This is a genomic window from Candidatus Nanohalovita haloferacivicina, from assembly GCF_029232205.1.
Classification (GTDB): domain Archaea; phylum Nanohalarchaeota; class Nanosalinia; order Nanosalinales; family Nanosalinaceae; genus Nanohalovita; species Nanohalovita haloferacivicina.
Genome location: NZ_CP107255.1, coordinates 553823 through 573043 on the forward strand (window position 1 = coordinate 553823; position 19221 = coordinate 573043).

The window sequence follows — 19221 nt, forward strand, 5'->3', positions numbered from 1 at the left end:
CGAAGAAGCCATCTAAAATAGAGAAAAGGAGAGCAAAATCTATGCTCTTGATCTAAATTCTTATTTCTTCAGAATCGCTGCCCTCAGAACTTTCCAGATAAGCTTTCAGAGATTCTACAGCAGAGTTCGTATACATTTCTGGATTATCTTCGATATCTTCGACAACTTCATCTACCGGAGCATACCAGGCCGAGTCAACCTCCTCCGAAAGATCCAGAGGCCCGTCATAAATAGTATGATACACAGACACCTTCTCCCAGTTATCGGGACTCTTCTTATCAACATTCGTTAATTCCTCAAAATCATCGTCTTCAATAGAGGTCTGCTCAGGCTCACGATCCATCAACTCCTCACAGTACTCTCTGATGGCGGCCTCTCTATACGATTCACCGGATAAAACATGGCCTCCGGTAAACTCGAGAAGGCCTGGCTTTCTTTCTTTATCCTCTGATCTTCTCTGTACAAGTAATTCTTCCTGTTCATCAGTCCTGAAAGTAAGCACTGTCACTGATCTATGCCATGCAGGATTTTCTTCATCGTGCACAAGCTCTCTGCGTGCATTGTACATCCATTCATCGTCTTCGTCTACTACTGGTACATACTCGATCAAAAATCACCAACGTAATACATCGTATTACGACTTGGAAGAATTATCCCTTATTCTTTATAAAAGGCCTGCTTCTGTAGATTATTCTCGGTAGGTAAGGCCTCGAACAAAAGATTATTTCAAGTTCTCCCCACCAGCATTCTCTATGAACATCAGGATAGGTGCACACGTCAGTATCTCAGGCGGAATGGACAAAGCAATCGAAAGACAGGAAGACATCGGAGGAAACTGCGGCCAGATATTTGCAGGATCCCCGAGAACATGGGCAGTATCAGAATACGACGAAGATGAAGGCCAGGACTTCCAGGATCTGAGAGACGAAAAAGACCAGAACCCATACGTCATCCACTCAACCTATCTTGTAAACCTTGCAACACCAAAAGACGACCTTTTCGAGAAATCATTGAACTGCCTGCAAAGTGAGCTTGACGCAGCAGCAACCCTCGGCGTAGAATACGTAGTCTTCCATCCAGGAGCTCATACGGGATCAGGCCGCGAAACTGGAGTCAAAAGAATAGCAGAAGGAATCGACGAACTCGACATACCAGAAAACGTGACTCTACTACTTGAAAACACCGCAGGAAAAGGTACAACACTGGGCAAATCCTTTGGAGAACTTAGAGACATGATCAAACATGCAGAAACTCCAGACGAAAAAATCGGAGTCTGCATTGACACATGCCACGCACACGCAGCAGGATACGAACTAAGAACAGAAGAAGGATTTCAGGACTTCCTCCAGGAGATCAAGGAAGATATAGGCCTCGACAGAATCAAAGTCCTCCACCTCAACGACTCCAAAGACGAAAAAGGAAGCGAAAAAGACAACCACATGGATATCGGCTGTGGAGAAATCGGCGACGACGGATTCAGAAACCTTGTCAATGCAGAAGAATTCGAAGACCTACCAATGATACTCGAAACACCTTCAGAAGAAAGGCCTGGCTACAAGGAGAACCTGGAACACATCCTGGAACTCAGAGAATGAAACAGTTAAGAGAAGACGAGAAACTAGGGCCTCTAGTAGAAAAACACGGAGATCTGGAGCTTGAGGCCTCGGAGAATCCTTTCGAGAGAATGGTGATTTCTATAGTAAACCAGCAGTTATCCACTCAGTCAGCTGAGGCCATCAGAAAAAGACTTTTCGAGAAGTTTGAGATAACTCCGGATTCTCTACTGGATGCCGATGATGAAAATCTTGCTGATGTAGGCCTTTCACGACAGAAAATTGATTACATCAGATCTGCGGCCCAGCATTTCCAGGAGGACAATCTCTCACTGGAAAAATTCTCGGAAATGAGTGATGAAGAGGTCATTGAGGAATTGACTGATATTCACGGTGTCGGTGTCTGGACTGCAAAAATGTTTATGATCTCTGTGCTGGCCCGTGAGGACGTCTTCCCGGTTGAAGATCTGGGCATCAGGAAGGCCATGGAAAAACTATATGGGATTGAGGACAGAGAATCAATGAATGAGAAAAGCCTTGACTGGAAGCCTTTCCGCAGCAAGGCCTCGCTGTATCTGTGGAAGGCCTTAGATTGAATTACCAAAGTGCTTTTAAGGTTCGCAGCAGTTTACTTCTTTGTAGAGAAAATCGTTCTTAAATCGATTTTCTAGAAATTAGAGGTTAAATTAATGTCTAATATTCATAAGAACCAAAGAGTAGGCGTCTTTGTTGACGTTCAAAATATGTACTACAGCGCTAAAAACCTATACAATTCTAAAGTAGACTTTGAGAAGCTTCTTGACGCAGCAGTCATGAATAGAAAGCTTATTCGTGCATCTGCCTACGTTATTCAGGCCGATACTCCTGATGAAGACAATTTCTTTGAAGCACTCAGAAAGATCGGTTACGAAGTAGAGATCAAGAAACTGAAGGAGTTCTACGGAGGAGAAAAGAAAGGAGACTGGGATCTCGGTATGACCGTCGACATGATCCAGCAGGCCAAAAAACTTGACACAATCGTACTCGTCACAGGAGATGGAGACTTTGCAGTACTTGTTGACCACCTCAAGTCCATGGGATGTAGAGTAGAAGTAATGAGCTTCGGAAGATCATCCGCAAAGGAGATCAGAGAAGCAGCAACAAACTTTGTAGACATGGATGAGAACTCAGACAAGTTCCTTGTCAACCACTAGGTGAACCAAAATGGAATCCGTAAACAACATCACAGCAGAAAAAGTAGTTAACGAAGACCCTGTAACGGTCTCGCCAGATATGGCCGTATCCAAAATCAAGACAAGAATGGAGGAAAACAACCTGAGAACAGTTCCTGTAGTCGACGGAAAGGACAACCTGAAGGGAGCAGTCGGATACAGAGATGTCATCAGACACATCCAGTTCAACCCTCAGAGCACAAAAGTCGGCAAAGTAATGCATGAACCTCCAAGATTCGAGGAAGGAGACTCTCTAGTAGAGCTCGCAGACCTCAGAATCAACTCAGGCCGCAAGATGCTGGTACTTGAGCAGGGCGGAAAACTGAAAGGAAAAATCGACGACCAGGAATTCAGAGAGGCCTTCGCAAATGCCAAAGAAATTGAAGACGTCAACACTCGTACAATCGGATCGAAGGAAGTAATCAGAGTATTCGAAGAGGACAGCATTGAAGAGGCCCGTCACAAAATGCTGGACAACAACATTTCCAGGCTTCCAGTACTTGACGAAAACGGAAACATGACAGGAATGGTAGACAGCACATCCATCCTGAAAACAATCGTGCCAAAGGAAAGTCCTTCAGCAGGAGGAACATCAGGCCCAACAGGAAAAGAAACCAAGATCGCAGGCGGAAACCAGAAACTGAAGATGACAGACATTGACGTCACAGAGGTCATGGACCGGACACCGCTTACACATGAAGGCCACATGCGTGGAGACGAAGCAATTGAACTGATGAACGACAACGACAGCAGCGAGATCATCATTACAGAAGATGACTATCCTGTCAGCGTCGTAGCAGTAAAGGACTTCATCGACTACGTGGCAGACTTCCAGATGAGCGACACAATGCTTGTACAGATCACAGGCCTTGAAGTTGCAGAGGAAAAAGCAGTTGTCCACGAGAAAATTGAGAAAGCAATGAGAGGATCAATCGGCCGCAAAGTCGACAGACCTCAGGACATGACCGTCAGAGTCAAGAAATCAGACAAAGACGGCAAGAAACACAGATACGAATTTACAGTCAAACTGGACTGCGAGTACGGCCTGATCACCGCACAGGAAGAAGGATGGGAAATGATGGACGTCCTGGACACAGCACTAGGCGACATCAACACACAGGTCAGAAAGAAAAAGGAGAAACAGGAAGAACACAGAAGATAACTTCCCTCTCCCCCAATTTTTATTCTTCTATTCTCTTTAACTCCACAACATTCACTTCAAGATTCTCGGAAACTCTATTCTGGAAGGCCTGCTCACTGTGATTTCCAACTACAAGGACCCTGACCTTTGAATCATTCAAACTTACAGAGACAAGATCCTCGCCGAAAAACTCGTTCGCCGCGTTCTCAACATTTTTCTGAACAGTGTAATGCTCCTGACTCTGATACGTAAAGTAGGTCACAGGAACAGACACTACAAACATTATCACAATTGCCGCAGTAACAACAGGCCTCAACTTCTCAGCCTCCTTCTTCTTGTAGTAAGTGCTGGGTTTCACACCAAGAACCTTGAAAGCAGCAAAACCAGCAATAATAATCGATAAAGCATTCTGAAGAGCAATTGAAAGAGACTGAGCCGCAAGAACATAATCATTCAAGTTAAGGCCTACACCAACAGCAGCCAGCGGCGGAACCAGTGCAATAGCCACTGCAACACCAGCAATTTGATCACGAAGGCCTGTAGTAAATGTCAGAGCAGCTGCTGCACCGACAAGAAGCGATAAAAGTATGGTTGGAAGGCCTGGAGACACAATCAAGTTAAGCACCGAGGTCTGGCCCAGCGGTATAACAGTCAATGCTGCTGTAGCTACAATTATAGATATTACAATACTTTCAAGGCCTGCGCGCAGAGAACTCTTCAACAAACTTTTGTCGCCGACCGTCAACGATAGGGCTGCGGACACGAAAGGTGAGAGCATTGGCGCAAGCATCATTGCACCGATAACAACGATAATATTGTCAAGTGCGATTCCGTAGGCCGCGATAGCTGATGAAAGTCCGATTAATCCCCACTGAGGCCGTGAAAATCCTGAGAATTCCTGGGCCTTGCTGTAAAGTTCTTCCTGAGACAGTTCGGAGCTTGATCCTCTTGTCTTCTGGCCTTTCTGTATAAGGGATTCCTGTTCAAGAACCCTGATCGATAGATCGCCGACCTCGATATCCTCTATAGACTTCATCTCCTCTGTAAGTTCGTCGATATCGTCGGATTCGACAGTAGCTGTGAACTCTATTACTTTTTCATCATTTTTCTCGGCCTCTGAAGATGAAATATCCGAAGAATAGTCTTCCAGAACTTCTTCAGCTACATCCTTTGAATCCCTGGGAACTGTTACCTGTAACTGTCTCACAGCCAAGAATTGTTACATCCAGTATTTATTGGTTCTAGTTCCGGACCTTCAGACTTCCTCTCTCAGCTGCACCAAGAACCCGTCCAGCAAGATCAGACTGCTTCGTCAGGGATATCTCCCCGTTCTTTCCAACGGTAGCCGCGAAAAGAAACTCGTCATCGTCGTAGATATCGACTTCTTCGCCACTCATATCCTCGCCAACAGCAATGATGACAGAGTTACCTCTCTCCTCAACACTGTAGTCAGTGCTACTCTTCAGAGTCTGGCCTTTAGGTTCTACTGTAACGTTAAGGCCTAACTCGTCCTCAATCCTGTCGATGTTCTGCCCACCTTTTCCAATAATATGAGCTATATCGTCTTCCGCAATCTCTACCTGGATGTGGTTGTCGGAGAGAAACTCTATCCTGGGATTATCGGCGTATTGCTTGAAGTAATGGTTAAGCTGCTCTTTTGCCAGTTTCTGTGTTCCGGTTTCTTTGCGGCCTCCGGCTGCCTCTGAAACAGGCACAACAACGGTCTCTTCTCCGTAGGTGTAGATCTCGTACTGAGGAGAATCATCTTCAAACCTGGAGATCTGGATTACAGGCCTTGCCAAGTCTTCCTCTGTCATTCCTTCAGGAACTTTGACTGTAAGTTCGATCTTGTATACTTCTGCGATCTGGGCGTCTCTGATGAAGACTACTGTGTCACAGACCTGTGGAATCATTCCGAGCTCTACCCTTCCGATCAGTCTCTGAACAGCATCGACGGCTTCCGAAGCGTGGACAACACCGATCATTCCCACTCCTGCCATACGCATGTCGGAGAAAACCTCGAAGTCGTCGGTCTTCCTTACCTCGTCAAACACTGTGTAGTCAGGTCTGGCGAGAAGCAGAAAGTCGCCGGTGTTCTCCATTGAACCATCCAGGGCCGTATACTGAGTGATATCCTCGGAGACGTCCAGGTCCCTTGGCTTCTCCATGGTCTTCACTATCTGGCCTTGCTCTCTGTAGTATTCTGCAAGGGCCTGTGAGAAAGTAGATTTACCGTGGCCTGGTGCTCCTGCAACAAGTATTCCCTCGGCCTCAGTCTTCAAACGGTTGAGAAGTTTCTCACTCATCTCGTAATCATCAAGGGAAACCTTTGCGACAGGCCTGACAGCTGTAATCTCTGCTGCCTCTGAGAAAGGAGGTCGTGTCATTGCAATCCTGTAAGGGCCAAGCTGGATGACTGTGGCGCCATCTTCCTCCATCTCTACAAGGCCTTCGTCAGAAATTTCTGCTTTCTCAATAGTCTCATTAATTAGTTCATACATTTTGTCCTTTGTGAGCTTGTCTTTACCTATTTCCTCAAGCTCGAACTCACCTGGTAGACCTCTCTTGGCCTTCGGAGTTGATCCCTCCTTCAGGTGAACGCTCATAGTTTTATCATCAAAGTAGTCTTCCAGCGAGAACTTGACATCTCTCTCCTTCTCAAATTCTTTGACATCTATTCCTTTGGCCCTGGCAACCTTTGCCTGAACCCTGTCAGCAGTATAAAGTGTTGCGCCCATTTCCTCGGCCATATCACGGATCAAGGCATCGATCCTGCCGGCGTGAGCCATTTCAATTTCCTCTGTAGTAGGTTTGCGGCCCTTAAACTGGAATCCTATGCCTTCTCTCTCGGCCAGCATTCTGATTTCCTTGATCTCATCAATTCCCTTGTAACCTGTCTCCTTTCCTTCATTGGCCTGATTCTCCAGCTCGTCAACTACAAATTCGGGAATTATAATCTCTCCTTCTATATCTCCTTTTTCAATAAGATAGGAGAGTTTTCCGTCGATTATAATAGAGGTGTCAGGCACGATTTTCTGGCTCATAAATTTCAGACTCTAAGAATAGCTTGTCCGCTAAGTTTCAAAAATCTGTTATTCGGACGGCATATACCGATCCGCAAGTTCAGGGTTTTCAAGATATTCTTCAACAAGGCCTCTATTGCCGTATATATCCGCATTGTGGATCCCTCTTTCATCAAGCTCCTCCATCATCTGGGCCTTCATCTCTGATGCTAGCTGAAGAGCATCATGCTGATTCTTAACCATTTGATAAGTATTGTATCCTCTTCCTGTCAGCCTTCGATCGCTTGGATCTCCAGCAATAAGCCCTAGGCCATCCTCTGAGTCGCCATTCCATTTCTTCATCCAGTTATACACTGTTCTCTTCGAAACATCGACTGAATCAGCAATCTCAGCTGCCGAAGGCTCTTCCTCGGCTGCGTAAAGAAAACCTTCCAGAGGAGTAACTTTTTGCGCGGAACTTCTTCTGCTCAGGCTTCCAACAACGTCAGCAACAAAGTCCTGGGCCTCACGGCTCTCAGGATCCATGCCCTGATTACTGAGAAAGTTATCGTATTCATTTACGAAAATCTCTCCCTCAACAGTAGTTTCCTCTCCCTCATCACTGGGATAAGTAAGGCCTGAACTTCTGAAATCCTCAAACCATTCTTCCACAGTCCCTGGCTTGGCCCCGGTAATCATCTTTGGGTCAATGCCTTTGTTCACGGCCCTGAGAGCTCTGATCTCATTGTATCCCTCATTTCTTCTTGAAGAATTATTTCTATTCGATGAATAAACTTCATCCATTATTTCAGTATCTATATCTCGGGCTATTTCTTCTGCAGGCCTGTTTAATGCTCCTTTTGCCAGCCTTCTCAGAGAATCAATGTTATCGATTGTTTCAACTGTGCCCTGATGATTTCTATCAACCTCCTCTACTTCTTCCGTGCTTAGCTGGTCAAGCCGTGAAATACTCTGGTTAATCAGTCTTTGAGGGTCGTCGGCAGATTCTCTCATATATAGTCGAGTTCTGACGAGTATTAAATAAACACCGATTATGTTGTGACTGTCTGATAAACATTCTCGGTGTGTGCACGCCATTCACATGGACAGGTATTTAAGGAATAGGTCAGAAAAACTCTGACAGACAAAACACAACATATCGTGGGGGAGGGAGAGAATTCTCCCTACATGTTGGGCCACACCCAAAATTGATTTCAACCAATCAGAGGCAATTATATCCTATGAAATGCATTTACTGCGACGAAAGTTCGACACGAGTGGTGGACACTCGAGAATCAGAAGATAAAGTAAGAAGACGCCGAGAATGCAAGGACTGCGGCAGAAGATTCACCACCTACGAGACAGCAGAGAAACTGGACCTGACAGTTGTAAAAAGAGATAAAGAGGACGAGAAGTTCCAGGAAGAGAAAGTACGCGAAGGAGTTGAAATCGCAGCCAACAAGACCTCCATCACCGACGAAGAAGTAGAGGAAATAGTTGAAAACGTCAAGTCGATGTTGAGAGGCCGAAAAAAGATAGAGGCCGAGAAAATCGGGAAAAAAGTGAAAGAAGAGCTGCAGAAAAGAGACGAAGTGGCCTATATCCGTTTCACATCAGTTTACGACTCTTTCGATGATGTCGAGTCATTCAAGAAAGAGATTGAGGCCTTGAAAGAGGACTAAATCATGATTGCGAACCTGTATTACCTTATGGTGTTAACATGGCAAAACTAGAACAAAAGTCAGACTTTAAGCTACCTGTCAAACGCGTAAAAGGAGAAACCGTTGAAGAGAGATTAACGGAAAACGCTTACGAGAGGATTCTACCGGCCAGATACCTTCTGAAAGATGAAGAAGGTGAAGTGGTAGAGACTCCTGAAGAAATGTTTGAGAGAGTAGCCAAGAACGTTGCACAACCAGACAAAAACTACGATGATGTAGACTTCGATAATTCATGGCAGGAATTCTACGACCTGATGACCCATCAGAAATTCATGCCAAACTCCCCAACACTGATGAACGCGGGAGCAGACCTACAGCAGCTATCAGCGTGTTTCGTCGTCCACCCTGAAGACGACATGGATTCAATTTTCAACAAGGTACACGACGCTGCAAAGATCTTCCAGTCCGGAGGAGGCATGGGATACCCATTCCACCTCATGAGGCCTAAAGGAGACATAGTATCCTCAACAGGAGGAATCGCATCAGGCCCTCTAAGCTTCCAGCAGGTATTCGACACGATGTGTGGAACAATCAAGCAAGGAGGCAAGAGAAGAGGCGCACAGATGGGAATCATGAAGATCGACCACCCAGACGTCCTCAGATTCATTGTATCAAAGAGAAAGGAAGGCAATTTATCCAACTTCAACATCTCAGTCGGCCTCACAGAAGATTTCATGGAAGCCGTCAAAAACGACGAAGAATACACACTGATCAACCCAAGAACCGACGAACCATTCGAAGTAGCAAAAGAAACAGCACAGTTCTACAACAGCGACGAAGAATGGTATCCACAGGCCGAAGGATCAGACACAGGAAAAGACGACAACTTCTGGAGAGACCACGCATCAAGCTTCGGAGACGAAATTGAAGACTTCGACATCAACCTCGAACCGGGAGAAGAAATGAAGCTCCCAGCAAGATTCATCTGGGAGACACTGATCGACGGCGCATGGAGAAACGGAGAACCAGGCCTCTTCATGTACGACGAAGCCAACGACATGCACAGCTTTGATACAGAAAAACACCCAGAACACAGCATCGAGGCCACAAACCCTTGTGGAGAACAGCCGCTTGAAAACTACGAGGCATGCAACCTGGGCCACATCAACCTAAGTCTTCTCGTAGACGACCAGGGAGACGGCTCCGCACTAAGCTTCCCTGAATGGAAACAGGAGAACTCCGACAGATACGACTTCGAAGACGAAGAAGATCTGAAGGCAGCAATGCAGGAGTACATCCAGGAAGCAGTAGACATGGAAGAATTCGAATACGTAGCCAAGACAGGCCTGCGTTTCCTCGACAACGTAGTCACAATGTCCGACTTCCCACTGGAAGAAATCGAAGAAACAGTAACAGACCTCAGAAAAGTAGGCCTCGGACTCATGGGATTCGCACAGATGATGATCCAGCTAGGAATCAGATACGGATCAGACGAATCAGTCGCAGCAGCAGAAGAAATCCAGCGGTTGATCACACTGTTCTCAGTAGAAGAATCCAACAGACTCGCAGAAGTCAGAGGAGAATTCCCAGAATGGGAGAAATCCAAATGGGCCAACCCAACAGAATACGAAGAATGGTTTGAACAGTACACAGGAGGCCTAGACCCAGAAAACTTTGAAGACGGCCTTAAGATGAGAAACCACAACACAGTAACCATCGCACCAACCGGAACAACCTCCATGATCGGAAACACTTCCGGAGGATGTGAACCAATCTTCAGCCTGGCCTACTTCAAGAACGTCGCAAAGGACATCCAGGGAGAAGACATGCTCGTCGAATTCGACGACTACTTCATCAAGGCCCTTGAAGCCAACAACGTCGACGTAGAAGAAGTCAAGGAAGCAGCACAGGAGAAAATGGAGAACAACGAATGGGAAGGAGTAGAATCCATCCCCGACGACGTACTGCCTCAACACGTCAAAGAAATCTTTGCAACAGCCAACCAGGTAAGTGCAAAGGAACACATTGACATTCAGGCAGCATTCCAGAAACACAACCACAGTGGAATCTCCAAAACCTGCAACTTCCCTAACTCAGCAACCAAGGAAGACGTCAGAGAGGCCTACATGAGAGCCTACGAACAAGGCGTCAAAGGCATGACAGTCTACAGAGACGGAACAAGAGAAACACAGGTCATGCAGACCAACAAAGAAAACCAGCTCACCGACATGGACAAAGTCGACATGCTATCCGAAATCATCAACGAATTCGGAGGAGCAGAAGACCTACTCCAATCCAACGAATTCCAGGAAGTAGTCGGCGACACAGACCTCGAACTACAGGAAGAAGAACTTTCCAAAGAAGTCACACAGGAAGGAATCCAAGCCGACACAGAAGACACAGGGCAGTCCACAAACATGGGCGGAGGCCACGGAATCAAGGAAAGACCAAAAGTCGCACAGGGAACCACACAGGAAATAGAAACAGCCTACGGAGACCTGTTCGTCACAATCAACAACTCAGAGAACAATGGCCCATTCGAAGTATTCGCCAACCTAGGCAAATCAGGAGGCTACACACAGAGCTTCACACAGGCCCTAGGAAGAATGACCAGCCTCGCCCTACGTAGTGGCGCATCAGGCAACGACGTCATCAAACAGCTTGACGACATCCGCTCACCGCAGATTGCATGGGACCAGGGAACACAGATCCACTCAGTACCAGACGCAATCGCAGAAGCAATGAAACGCCACCTGGAAAACCACAAAGGTAGCCAGCAGACAGTCGACCAGTTCGAAACACAGACCCAAAAAACACAGAAAAAAGGCACAACACAGCCAAAAACAGAAACAGAAGAACAGGCCGACAAAGGAGACGCAGCAAGCATCGTCAGCGACGGCGGCAACCCAGAATGCCCAGACTGCGGAGGAATGCTAGTCCTCCAAGAAGGCTGCAAGAAATGCCCAGACTGCGGATGGTCCAAGTGCTAGGCTTGTTACGCCAAGCCAATGCAATAAACCATTCACAGAATGGATTCCAAGTAAAGGCCTGACAGGGAGCCTCTTGATCCCTGTCACCAGCATTTCTTCAATCTAACCGGTTGGAAATGCTTTCGATAAACCATGTCAGACACGAAAGGACTCGGCCAATACAAACTATTCCACGTCACAGAAATGAACGAAATCCCAACCACAGAAGAAGTAAGAACCCTGCTAACACCAGGAGAACCAACCGGCGCAGGAACAAAACAAGACACACTAATAGAAACAGAAACAGACTCTGACTACGACGACAAATACCTAGGCCCAGTCGGCACAACAATAGACTACGACCAACTCGAACAAACACAACTCGACACCGGAGTAAGGCCAGAAACCAAACAAGCAGAAATCACAGCATACAACAACTCAAAAGTTGGAGCAGCTTCTGATTGAGGAGTACTCCTAAAACTTTACTCTTTCTAAAGTGATTCTGTGAAATTAATAAGCTTCAACATCAACGACTACCGATCTATAGATGATAGCGGAGAATGTTATTTATCGCCTTCAATTACTATTCTAGCAGGTAAGAATGAAGCAGGCAAGACCTCAATACTAGAGGCCTTAGAGAGCTTTAATTTTAACCAGGAAATTGATGATGGAGCAAAGCCCATAGGTAAAGACGAGAGCCTTCCTAAGATTTCATTAACTTTTGAAATTAGCGAGGCTGAAAGGTCATTGTTTAATGAGGTTGATAATAGCTTAACAGCTACTATAACGAAGGTTTACCCTAATACTTACAATCTTGATAAAAAACTCGAAGATGTATTTCCTGGCGTTGAAGATCGGAGGAAAGAGATGTCCGAGAAGTTACAAAGTGTAATAGCAAGCAGAAAAGGCAAGATTGAGAAATTCAGTTCAATAGAAATGCAAGAATTCTTAGAAGAAGACAATATTAGTAATGCGGTTCCGAAAATAATAGATGAATTAGAAAGAGCTATATCTTCTAATAACAATAATCAGCAGGCAAATGAGCTTAAAGAGGTTAAAGAGAAGATAAAGGGCGCCTATAGTGATTTTTTAGACTACAAAGAGTTTGATAAGTTCATAAGGCGAACGGATTTTTCAGAGGCTTTACCAAAATTCATACTATTCGACTCCGTAGAGGACAATATACCTAATGAAGTTGGATTTTATGATTTGAAGGATAACAATTTTGTTCAAGATCTATCGAAAATTTCTGATTTGGATCCAGAGATAATAAAACAGGACGAGGATAATAGAGCAAAGAGGAAGCATAAGAAAAAAGTAAATTTAAAGTTAAATGAGGACTATGAACAATTCTGGACTCAAGACGCATCTAAATTAAGTGTGGACTGGGACTCCGATAGCTTATATTTTTGGATAGAAGAAGGTGCCGAATATTATGAGCCTTCTATAAGAAGCAAAGGTAAACAGTGGCACCTATCATTTTACACTAAGCTAACAGCACACGCTAATGAAAGAAATCCCCCCATAGTATTGATAGACGATCCTGGTATTCACCTTCATAAAAAGGCCCAGGAGGACATACTGAGGAAGTTGGAATCATTGTCAGAAGAGACTAAAGTAGTTTTCACCACACATTCTCCTTACCTTATAGATCCGAATAAACTTAACCGAATAAGACTTATTGAGAAAGAGAACTCATCTGGCACTGAAATAAGCAAAATCCATGCGGGTGCAGACTATGAGACACTTTCTCCTATACTGACTGCAATGGGAGCTGCACCCAGCTTAGGTTTAGAAGCATCCAAGAAAAATACTGTTGTTGTAGAAGGGATTTCAGATTATTATTACCTACAAGCCTTTAGAGAACTGATTGAGAAGACTGATTCTGAGCTCAATGTAGTTCCTTCTACAGGAGATACTACTATGCTCCATATAGCACCCATTCTTTATGGCTGGGGAACAGACCCAATATTTCTATTGGATGAAGATAGTAGTAACGGTATAGGAGATAAATTAATGAACGAAGAAGAATTGGGAATCTCCGAAGATAAGATAGTTTCAATTCCAGTAGAAGATGGTGCTATTGAAGATGTCTTCACAGAGAAAGACTTCAAAAAACATGTATTAGAGTCTCCAAAGAAGCAGTTTAAGTCCAAAAACTCTATGTATATGAAGCGCGCAAATAAAAGCAAGGCACTCTCATCAAAATTATTTTACGAAAAAGTGCTTGAGGAAGATATAGATCTAGAGGAGACAACTCTGCAAAATATAAAAAAGATCTTCGGGAAAATAGATAGAGCACGAGATTCTACGTCCTATATCGCCTAATTATATTGATGGCGTTTCCAATTCCTCTAAAATTTCCCTCTCATAAAACTCCACTTGATCCTCCGATAAGACTTCCATATCTATCAGTGAGGCCACTAGCTGTACTAGAGTTTCTACCCTAAACAACTCCTCCATCTCCCGGAAATTATCAGGCAGAGGCCTTTCTTCGGAATAACCTTCGTAGAATTTTTCTCTAGGCCATTCTTTTCCTGGGTCGTGCATCCAGAAGGAGTTGGCTGCTTTGACTATGTTTCTGGCATCGAGGCCTGAGAATGCGTAGTCCATGTCGATTATGCCGTTGATTTCTCCGTTGAGGTATATTGTGTTGTCGGGTGTGAAGTCGTCGTGGCAGATTACTGCTTCGAATTCTTCGGGCCACTGGTCTTTTCTTTCTTCGACGAATTTCTGTATTTTGTCGGCGAGTTCTTCCAGGCCTTCTTCACGCAGTATCTCAAGTTTTTCTTCGAGTTCTGTGAGGTAGTGTTGTTTGAGGCTTCCTTCTTCGAACTCTACTATTTCAAGGCCTTTTTCTGTGAATTCTATCCAGCCTTCTTTTTCGAGTGTCGTGTAATTATGGATTTTGGCTAGTTCGCGGCCTGCTTTCCGTGTTTTCTCTGGTGAGATGTTCTTTTCTCCTGATTGTCCTTCGAGTTTCTCGACTACCGTGTATTTCTGGCCGTTGATTTCTTGGACTTGTTTGGTCACTGCGTGTGGGATTTTGACTGTGTCTGAGAGAAGTTCGTACATGTTCAGGCAGTGCTTGAGGGATGCATGGTTGTCGTATTCGTCGCCGGAGAACTGGATGATGTAATCCTTGCCGTCTACCGTGGCCCGATAGGTCTCATGTTTCAATCCTTCAGATATTTCGCTGATTTCCTGGGCCTCTACCCCGAATACTTGTTTGACTGCTTTCTCTACTTTTTGTTTCATTTATACTCTATGTAGTTCGCTGATCTATTTCTGTTTATAAAGTTTCCAGGTTGTTTGAGAGTAATGAACAGTCACGATGAATTGTTGAACCTTGAGTACGTGGCTTATGACCACGTAAGCGACTTTATGGAAAAAACAGCGAACAGAAAAATGATTGATCCTCATGTGGATGTTGGATTCTTCTATGACGGGGATACTCCGGTTGTAGAGGTTTCTGCCAGCGGCCTTGTTGAAGGAAGTTACGTTGAGAGATATGTTCTTGATGGAATGAGTATTGAGGCCTTTGAAGAGCTCGGTTATGATGTATGGACTCATGGATTTGAGGACAGTTTTCATTCAGTTTCCCAGATTGGAGAATTGCTTGAAGAATAAAAATTGAAAGGAGAGAAGGCCTTAGCGGTCCTCTCCGAGAATTATTTCTCCTGTAATTGAGTCAAGAGCTTTCTTTGAATCTGCTTTGGATAGGCCTGATTCTGATGCTATTGCCTCGATTAGTTCTGCCTTGTTCATTGCTTCGACTTTTGCTGGTAGTCTCCAGTCTTCAATGGATGTTCCTGATACTCTGTAGCTGTTTTTCTTTTCCTGAACTTCTTTTCTGATGCCGACTGCTACGTCTCCGAATCCGTCGCCGTCAAGATCTCCTACGTACATTGAATTTACGTTCTTGGAGAGTTCTGCTCCTGCCTTGAACTTAGGCCTCTTCTCTGATGTGACTGCTGCAGTTACCTGGCCTCTATTGGTAGAGATGACTTCTGTATCCGTCAGATCCAGGATTCCATCTCCGTCGCTGTCAGGATCTACCCAGGTCTGGACTGTAAGTGCTACTTTGCCAAGCCTTACGCATCGGTCTGCGTCGTCGCAGTCTCCTGAGTCAATTCCCTGGTAGAGTGCGTTGCTCTGCATGTTTCCTCTAGCCTCGTATACTGGGTTAGCCAGTGCCATTCCTGTTGCTGTGGCCAGTAGTACGAGAAGTATTGCAAGTTTTTTCATGGTAAGAGCTACAATATGTAGAGAATCTATAAATCGATATCTGTTGATTATATTTAGGATCTGGTGTAGAGAATCTTTTCTCCGATTAAAAGAGTTGGTGGGTACTGCAGTTTTATGGACGCAGAGGAGGAACTCATGGATCTTGATTATGCGGCCTATGATCATGTATTAGAGCTTGAAGATGATCTTGAGGAACGTAGAATCAGAGATCCAGATCTATATGTCGGATTTCACTATGAGGAAGATACTCCTGTAGTTGATGTAGCAGCTCATGGAAAGAAAAAGTCGTATATTGATAGCTATCGTTTAGAAGGCTTATCTGTAGGCGCATTCGAACAGCTAGGTTATGATATCTGGCTTGACACCTTTGAAGATACTTTCAAGAGTACTGAAGATATAGGCAGACATCTTGAAAGATTTTAAACTTATTTTTCTTGTTTGAACAGATAAGTGTATAAGCTTTCACTCCTATAGAGGAGTAATGGATGCATTCGATGAAATAGAGTCGTTAGACTACTCAGCATGGGATCACGTCGTAGATTTTAATCTCAAGCTGGAGCTGGCAGATATAGAAGAGCCACAGCTTTACATTGGATATCACGATGAAGAAGGCACGCCAGTACTAGACTTGATAGCTAGAGGGCCTATCAATTCGTATATCAACAGCTACAGGCTTGACGGCCTCAGTATGGAGGCCTTTGAGGAGGAAGGATACAGGTCCTGGAAAGAAACTTTTGAGGACATGTATGGAGAGTCAAGGCCTCTGGAAGATTTTTTCGAAGAATAGTTATTGCATGTGAGGTCTTGTGTTATACCTTTTCTAGGAGTTCTTATTTTTCTGTACTGAAGCTGTATTCTCCTTTCAGGAACGGTATTCTGTTTTCCATTGTTTTCTTGAATCGCTGGCCCTGTAGGCCTTCTAATTCTTGCATTTCTTCTCTAAATCCGTTGAGTTGTTCGGCTATTTTATCGCCGGCGTTTTCCTGGTACTGGGAGAATTCGTTGTAGCTGGCTCTTGTGTTTGAGAGATGGTTTTCGAATCCTTCCTGAAAACGGCCTTTCATGAAGTATGTTACGGCCTGTGCCATTGTTTCATCTCTGACATCAAAGTCTTCTAGTCCAAAGATATCAGTCATAAGGCCTGCTGCGTATTCGAATTCCTGTACATACTGATGGAGATCTACTTCGTGTCTTCTGTTTTCGTGGTATGCGTCAAGTATTCCTGCGTCGTATATTTCGTCGAGTACAAGGAGTGATAGGCCTGCTACAAGATCGTGTTTTACTTCTGGTACTTCTGTATCTTCTACTATTTCCCGATATTCTTCCGGTGCATTGTAGTCGTAGATTGTGGCGAGATCTCTTACTTTATCGGCATCATCTATCAGGGCCTCTACGTTGTTTTTGTGCATTGTTTCATGTGCTGCTGTCTCTGCTGCTGGAGTTCCTTCCGTTGCTTTCCCTGATTTTCTGTAAAGTGTTGATTTGTCTTGTTGAAATGTGTGGGTGCCGGCGTATTTTTTATCAGTATCTTCTAGTGTGGTCATTTTTGGAGGTTTTATCTTCTGGCCGGGGATGAAGCCATCGATGTACTGTGCTGCGGCTTCGTGCAGGTCGTCCAGAAATCCTTCAGGTAGCTGGCCTTTTTCCTCTACATGGCTGATGTTTTGCGTGGAGGTATGCAGCATTGCAAGTCTGTCGGTAGTGTAAGGCGCTCTCTGCATATCCTTGACTCTTTGCTGTACTGCTTCAAGCTCTTCATCTGTATGTGAGCCTCCGTTAACTTTTCTGGAAATATGCTTTGATTCTCTTCTTTCACGTCCGTAGAATCCTGCCGGCCTCAACTGGAACTCGTTGGCCCATCGGGATAACTCCTCTTCCAGGTCAGGTTCATCTACTTCGAAAAACAAACTGGCCGGCATAAATACAGAGTAGAAGCAAATTTTTATATCGAACCAGTAACAAAAAAGAGGAATGTTTCAGGAGGCCTTTCTTGGCTCTCCTGCATGTGCTGAAGGTTTCTGCACTTCTGGAACAAGTTCTTCGACAGAGTAGAGTCCTTCCTGAAGATCCATCAAGTAGTCATTCAGTTCCTGTGCTACTCCAGTTTCCGCTTCCAGCTCAAGGAATTCCTCATATGCTTCTTCTAGAGATTCGTAGTTTTCTCCCGCTTCTTCTAGGTGTTCTGCTGCTTTCTCCTCCCGGCCATTATCCAGAAGGTATAACGTATTATGTAATTCGTCAAAGAAGGCCTCTGTGGCTTCTCGAATTTCCTCTGTAGCTTCAGAGAAGTTATTGTAGAAATCCAGTTCATTTACCTGTCTACTTGCCTCTAGAACTGTTTCATCGTACTCAACTGTTCCAGGCACCAGTTCCGGTACATAGTTCTCAAGTTCGGTGTCGTGAGTGATTCCGTCTAGTTCTTGGCCTCGTATCACGTAAAGCCATAGAGTTAATGAAAGAAAAAGGTTTTGGAGGTTGTTTCAGTGGGTTTGTTAGGCCTCTCCATCGTATTCAGGTCTTTTTTCCTGAATAGCGTTCTGGAGGTTGTGGGCTGCAAGGCCTGATGCTTCAATAGCGTTGTCAGTTTCTTCGAGTAGTCCTCCAACTTCTCCAATGTGGTGTCTGGCTGTTCTTGCAAGTGAAGCATATTCTTTGGCTTGCTGGGCCTTTTCTGCGTATGTTAGTGGGTCTCCTGATTCTGCTCTTTCTTCTAGGCTGTCGGCCATTGCTTCGTATTCTTCTGCCCACATTGTTCCTTCCATATTTTCCTGTGCTTCTCTCTTGGATTCTGCAGCTTCCTCTACACTTTTCTGATCTGCTTCGCTGAATTTGTGCTTGGTGTGATAGTCGTTTGCTGCCTGCTTGTACTCTGTTTCTACTTCTCTAAGTTCGCTTCTTATTTCAGAAGTATCTTCCCAGTCTATTTCATCAGAAAGCTCTACTTCTACGTCGAGGCCTGATGCTGTCTCCAGCGCGTTTTTGGCTTCTTCGTAAACTTCGTCTCCGTACTGTTCTACCTCTGCGTATACATCCTGTAGATTCTCTCTGAGATCCGTTATTTTTCCGTGAATAGATTCAAATCTGTCATACTGTGTTGTTTCATCCAGTGCTGTCTCGCTGTGTGCGTCCAGAGCAATTGTTGCTCCCTGAGCAACATTTATTGCATGTTCTGCTCCATTGGAGGCATGCTCTGATAGTATTCTTGGATCTGTTATGGTTGTTGAGTCTCTATCAAGGCTTTCAGCTTGATCGTTTAGGTTTTCTCCAGCTCTCTGAGCTGATCTGGCCTCATTTCTTATTGTTCTCCAGTACTGCTCTACATCTGCAGGATCCTGGTTTGCCGTATTATTTTCCTCGCCGTCTCCGCCGAGTAGTCCATTTAGAAGATCTCTCATAGAATGCCATGAAACAAGCAATATTAAGTATGTTACTTTGA

At 44.7% G+C, this 19221-nt stretch carries 19 protein-coding genes and 1 pseudogene; 11 read left to right on the forward strand and 9 right to left on the reverse strand.

Annotation, left to right across the window (positions count from 1 at the left end; all coding sequences use genetic code 11):
• Positions 1-52: 52 nt before the first annotated feature.
• Positions 53-610: an NUDIX domain-containing protein gene (locus HBNXNv_RS03130; RefSeq protein ID WP_347720228.1), complete on the reverse strand. Its 558-nt coding sequence runs from the start codon at positions 608-610 to the stop codon at positions 53-55.
• Between the two features lie 142 nt (positions 611-752).
• Between HBNXNv_RS03130 and HBNXNv_RS03135 the strand changes: the two genes are divergently transcribed.
• The 4 genes from HBNXNv_RS03135 (at position 753) to HBNXNv_RS03150 (ending at position 3926) form a co-directional block, all read left to right on the forward strand.
• Positions 753-1595: a deoxyribonuclease IV gene (locus HBNXNv_RS03135; RefSeq protein WP_347720229.1), complete on the forward strand. Its 843-nt coding sequence runs from the start codon at positions 753-755 to the stop codon at positions 1593-1595.
• Positions 1592-2149 (forward strand): DNA-3-methyladenine glycosylase family protein, encoded by a 558-nt coding sequence (locus HBNXNv_RS03140; RefSeq protein ID WP_347720230.1) that lies wholly within the window; start codon positions 1592-1594, stop codon positions 2147-2149. Before HBNXNv_RS03135 ends, HBNXNv_RS03140 begins: the two co-directional genes overlap by 4 nt.
• Positions 2150-2242: 93 nt before the next feature.
• Positions 2243-2746, forward strand: coding sequence for a LabA-like NYN domain-containing protein (locus tag HBNXNv_RS03145; RefSeq protein WP_347720231.1), 504 nt, complete (start codon positions 2243-2245; stop codon positions 2744-2746).
• Positions 2747-2756: 10 nt separating this feature from the next.
• Entirely contained in the window at positions 2757-3926 is a 1170-nt protein-coding gene (locus HBNXNv_RS03150) for a CBS domain-containing protein (protein WP_347720232.1), read from the forward strand.
• A gap of 19 nt (positions 3927-3945) precedes the next feature.
• Here HBNXNv_RS03150 and HBNXNv_RS03155 read toward each other — a convergent pair whose 3' ends face one another.
• Genes HBNXNv_RS03155 through HBNXNv_RS03165 form a run of 3 tightly spaced genes read right to left on the reverse strand, consistent with a single transcriptional unit; the run spans position 3946 to position 7921 of the window.
• Positions 3946-5112 (reverse strand): TIGR00341 family protein, encoded by a 1167-nt coding sequence (locus HBNXNv_RS03155; protein WP_347720233.1) that lies wholly within the window; start codon positions 5110-5112, stop codon positions 3946-3948.
• Positions 5113-5146: 34 nt separating this feature from the next.
• Positions 5147-6949, reverse strand: coding sequence for a PINc/VapC family ATPase (locus HBNXNv_RS03160; protein ID WP_347720234.1), 1803 nt, complete (start codon positions 6947-6949; stop codon positions 5147-5149).
• 48 nt (positions 6950-6997) lie between these two features.
• The gene (locus HBNXNv_RS03165; RefSeq protein WP_347720235.1) at positions 6998-7921 is read right to left on the reverse strand and encodes a helix-turn-helix domain-containing protein; all 924 of its coding nucleotides are present in this window, start codon (positions 7919-7921) and stop codon (positions 6998-7000) included.
• Positions 7922-8148: 227 nt separating this feature from the next.
• On the opposite strand from HBNXNv_RS03165, the gene nrdR reads away from it, so the two are divergent.
• The 4 genes from nrdR to HBNXNv_RS03185 all read left to right on the forward strand — a co-directional run bounded on the left by nrdR (position 8149) and on the right by HBNXNv_RS03185 (position 13865).
• Positions 8149-8589, forward strand: a complete 441-nt coding sequence (gene nrdR / locus HBNXNv_RS03170) for a transcriptional regulator NrdR (RefSeq protein ID WP_347720236.1) — start codon at positions 8149-8151, stop codon at positions 8587-8589.
• Positions 8590-8627: 38 nt separating this feature from the next.
• Positions 8628-11558, forward strand: a complete 2931-nt coding sequence (locus tag HBNXNv_RS03175; protein ID WP_347720237.1) for an adenosylcobalamin-dependent ribonucleoside-diphosphate reductase — start codon at positions 8628-8630, stop codon at positions 11556-11558.
• A gap of 132 nt (positions 11559-11690) precedes the next feature.
• Positions 11691-12002, forward strand: coding sequence for a hypothetical protein (locus tag HBNXNv_RS03180; protein ID WP_347720238.1), 312 nt, complete (start codon positions 11691-11693; stop codon positions 12000-12002).
• A 39-nt stretch (positions 12003-12041) separates the two neighbouring features.
• Positions 12042-13865 (forward strand): ATP-dependent nuclease, encoded by a 1824-nt coding sequence (locus HBNXNv_RS03185; protein WP_347720239.1) that lies wholly within the window; start codon positions 12042-12044, stop codon positions 13863-13865.
• On the opposite strand, the gene HBNXNv_RS03190 is transcribed toward HBNXNv_RS03185, so the two are convergent.
• Positions 13866-14795 (reverse strand): aminoglycoside phosphotransferase family protein, encoded by a 930-nt coding sequence (locus HBNXNv_RS03190; RefSeq protein ID WP_347720240.1) that lies wholly within the window; start codon positions 14793-14795, stop codon positions 13866-13868.
• 63 nt (positions 14796-14858) lie between these two features.
• Here HBNXNv_RS03190 and HBNXNv_RS03195 point away from each other — a divergent pair, with 63 nt between their 5' ends.
• A complete protein-coding gene (locus HBNXNv_RS03195) occupies positions 14859-15167 on the forward strand; it encodes a hypothetical protein (RefSeq protein WP_347720241.1) in 309 nt (102 codons plus the stop codon).
• Between the two features lie 42 nt (positions 15168-15209).
• On the opposite strand, the pseudogene HBNXNv_RS03200 reads toward HBNXNv_RS03195, so the two are convergent.
• A pseudogene (locus HBNXNv_RS03200) lies at positions 15210-15305 on the reverse strand (HU family DNA-binding protein); the annotation flags it as partial.
• A gap of 594 nt (positions 15306-15899) precedes the next feature.
• On the opposite strand from HBNXNv_RS03200, the gene HBNXNv_RS03205 reads away from it, so the two are divergent.
• Positions 15900-16208: a hypothetical protein gene (locus HBNXNv_RS03205; RefSeq protein ID WP_347720242.1), complete on the forward strand. Its 309-nt coding sequence runs from the start codon at positions 15900-15902 to the stop codon at positions 16206-16208.
• A gap of 58 nt (positions 16209-16266) precedes the next feature.
• On the forward strand, positions 16267-16572 hold the full coding sequence (locus HBNXNv_RS03210; RefSeq protein WP_347720243.1) for a hypothetical protein: 306 nt from the start codon (positions 16267-16269) through the stop codon (positions 16570-16572).
• A gap of 43 nt (positions 16573-16615) precedes the next feature.
• Here the strand turns inward: HBNXNv_RS03210 and HBNXNv_RS03215 are convergent, their stop codons facing one another.
• The 3 genes from HBNXNv_RS03215 to HBNXNv_RS03225 are packed head-to-tail and all read right to left on the reverse strand — an operon-like array spanning position 16616 to position 19180.
• Positions 16616-17704, reverse strand: coding sequence for a hypothetical protein (locus HBNXNv_RS03215; RefSeq protein WP_347720244.1), 1089 nt, complete (start codon positions 17702-17704; stop codon positions 16616-16618).
• Positions 17705-17761: 57 nt separating this feature from the next.
• The gene (locus tag HBNXNv_RS03220) at positions 17762-18220 is read right to left on the reverse strand and encodes a hypothetical protein (RefSeq protein ID WP_347720245.1); all 459 of its coding nucleotides are present in this window, start codon (positions 18218-18220) and stop codon (positions 17762-17764) included.
• A 57-nt stretch (positions 18221-18277) separates the two neighbouring features.
• The gene (locus tag HBNXNv_RS03225) at positions 18278-19180 is read right to left on the reverse strand and encodes a hypothetical protein (protein WP_347720246.1); all 903 of its coding nucleotides are present in this window, start codon (positions 19178-19180) and stop codon (positions 18278-18280) included.
• Positions 19181-19221 lie beyond the last annotated feature (41 nt).